Source organism: Nodosilinea sp. AN01ver1 (assembly GCF_050565655.1).
In the GTDB taxonomy this organism is placed as follows: domain Bacteria; phylum Cyanobacteriota; class Cyanobacteriia; order Phormidesmidales; family Phormidesmidaceae; genus Nodosilinea.
Genome location: NZ_JBNXVS010000114.1, coordinates 1 through 2,318, shown reverse-complemented (window position 1 = coordinate 2,318; position 2,318 = coordinate 1). Strand labels below are relative to the sequence as shown.

Below are 2,318 nucleotides of genomic sequence, written 5' to 3'. Positions count from 1 at the left end.
CCCCCCCGCCCCGCCAGCCCTGCCTGTAGCGGGGCTTCTTATTGCCCTCCCCACGCCGCCACGCCACGCCACGCCACGCGGCCACGCCGCCACGCCACGCCCCACGCCGCCGAGACCATGCAGCCGCTGCGCCAGAGACACACACGGGGCGATCGCGCTACCAAAGCCGCCCTATTTTCGATAGTGGCCCTTTATTCTCATTTGGTGACAGTAGATGACGCTACTCTGAAAAATCTACTGTCACCCGGCTCTAACCCTTTCCCCTGCTACGTTTCAGCGTTTCATTTTTCGTTTTGGTGACGATACTTCAAAATCTACTGTCACCCGCTGTAATCCCCACGGGGGGGGGGTTCTGGCGATTGATGACAGTAGGTGACACCTAAAATAGGCAACTAAAGTTTTTCAGCGCTGGGAAAAATTAGCGGGGCATATATTTAGAACGCTTCTGCCAAACTACTGTCACCTACTGTCATCAGCGCCTGAAGTGCATACAGGGCAAGGGTTGTAGCTGGTGACAGTAGTTTTTAAGTACCGTCACCCGACCGTCACCTGGCGGCGGCGAACCCCGCCAGGGCCAAGGGTTTAGGCAGGGTGACAGTACTTTTCTCGAACTACCGTCACCTACTGTCACCCGATCGCCCCGACCGAGCCCAACAAAAGTGCCGAGCTGACGGTTTGCCGCCGAACCCCGCCGCCGTCAGGTCGGCAGCCGCTGGCGGTGGCCCCGGTCGAAGGCGGCGATCGCGCTTCGAGCCGCCCCGATGGCGATCGCGATGGCGAGTAGCGTTCATAAGTAATGGTGAACAGTTCACAACAAAACATAGGGAATCGTGAACGATAAGATATTCAAATGGATAAGCGCTTAAGCGTTCCTAACTATTCTTAATGTTCACGATTTCTGATGGGTAGGCGCTTAAGCGTTCACTATTTCTGATTAATAGCGTTCACGATTGATGAGGATTTCTGATGTTAACGCTTGATAAAGATGTGAGCGCAAGTCCCAAAACCCTTACCATGCGGTCATTTCAGCGATTGCGCTAATTGTTCACGTGATTACAACTAATTGTAAACGATAAGGGATTCTAATCGTTCACGATTGATGAGGATTGCTTATGTTAACGCTTGGGGGCTTGTTGTTAACGATAACGTCTCGTGATTATAATCACGAGACGTTATCGTTAACAACAAGCCCCCAAGCGTTAACATAAGCAATCCTCATCAATCGTGAACGATTAGAATCCCTTATCGTTTACAATTAGTTGTAATCACGTGAACAATTAGCGCAATCGCTGAAATGACCGCATGGTAAGGGTTTTGGGACTTGCGCTCACATCTTTATCAAGCGTTAACATCAGAAATCCTCATCAATCGTGAACGCTATTAATCAGAAATAGTGAACGCTTAAGCGCCTACCCATCAGAAATCGTGAACATTAAGAATAGTTAGGAACGCTTAAGCGCTTATCCATTTGAATATCTTATCGTTCACGATTCCCTATGTTTTGTTGTGAACTGTTCACCATTACTTATGAACGCTACTCGCCATCGCGATCGCCATCGGGGCGGCTCGAAGCGCGATCGCCGCCTTCGACCGGGGCCACCGCCAGCGGCTGCCGACCTGACGGCGGCGGGGTTCGGCGGCAAACCGTCAGCTCGGCACTTTTGTTGGGCTCGGTCGGGGCGATCGGGTGACAGTAGGTGACGGTAGTTCGAGAAAAGTACTGTCACCCTGCCTAAACCCTTGGCCCTGGCGGGGTTCGCCGCCGCCAGGTGACGGTCGGGTGACGGTACTTAAAAACTACTGTCACCAGCTACAACCCTTGCCCTGTATGCACTTCAGGCGCTGATGACAGTAGGTGACAGTAGTTTGGCAGAAGCGTTCTAAATATATGCCCCGCTAATTTTTCCCAGCGCTGAAAAACTTTAGTTGCCTATTTTAGGTGTCACCTACTGTCATCAATCGCCAGAACCCCCCCCCCGTGGGGATTACAGCGGGTGACAGTAGATTTTGAAGTATCGTCACCAAAACGAAAAATGAAACGCTGAAACGTAGCAGGGGAAAGGGTTAGAGCCGGGTGACAGTAGATTTTTCAGAGTAGCGTCATCTACTGTCACCAAATGAGAATAAAGGGCCACTATCGAAAATAGGGCGGCTTTGGTAGCGCGATCGCCCCGTGTGTGTCTCTGGCGCAGCGGCTGCATGGTCTCGGCGGCGTGGGGCGTGGCGTGGCGGCGTGGCCGCGTGGCGTGGCGTGGCGTGGCGGCGTGGGGAGGGCAATAAGAAGCCCCGCTACAGGCAGGGCTGGCGGGGCGGGGGGG

The 2,318-nt window shown here is 53.2% G+C and carries 4 protein-coding genes; 2 read left to right on the top strand and 2 right to left on the bottom strand.

What is annotated here, in order from left to right; all coding sequences use genetic code 11:
- Positions 1-300: hypothetical protein (locus ACQ4N7_RS30140; RefSeq protein WP_430715105.1), on the top strand; the 300-nt coding region annotated here is incomplete at its 5' end.
- Between the two features lie 327 nt (positions 301-627).
- On the opposite strand, the gene ACQ4N7_RS30135 is transcribed toward ACQ4N7_RS30140, so the two are convergent.
- Positions 628-822: a hypothetical protein gene (locus ACQ4N7_RS30135; protein WP_430715106.1), complete on the bottom strand. Its 195-nt coding sequence runs from the start codon at positions 820-822 to the stop codon at positions 628-630.
- Positions 823-1,496: 674 nt separating this feature from the next.
- Between ACQ4N7_RS30135 and ACQ4N7_RS30130 the strand changes: the two genes are divergently transcribed.
- Positions 1,497-1,691: a hypothetical protein gene (locus ACQ4N7_RS30130; protein WP_430715106.1), complete on the top strand. Its 195-nt coding sequence runs from the start codon at positions 1,497-1,499 to the stop codon at positions 1,689-1,691.
- 327 nt (positions 1,692-2,018) lie between these two features.
- Here ACQ4N7_RS30130 and ACQ4N7_RS30125 read toward each other — a convergent pair.
- Positions 2,019-2,318, bottom strand: a 300-nt coding sequence (locus tag ACQ4N7_RS30125; RefSeq protein WP_430715105.1) for a hypothetical protein, incomplete at its 5' end; no start/stop codon positions are given.

Bases quoted from the DNA above. Each gene is read 5' to 3' on its own strand.
- ACQ4N7_RS30135 (WP_430715106.1), bottom strand. From the start codon at position 822: ATGTTTTGTTGTGAACTGTTCACCATTACTTATGAACGCTACTCGCCA.
- ACQ4N7_RS30130 (WP_430715106.1), top strand. From the start codon at position 1,497: ATGTTTTGTTGTGAACTGTTCACCATTACTTATGAACGCTACTCGCCA.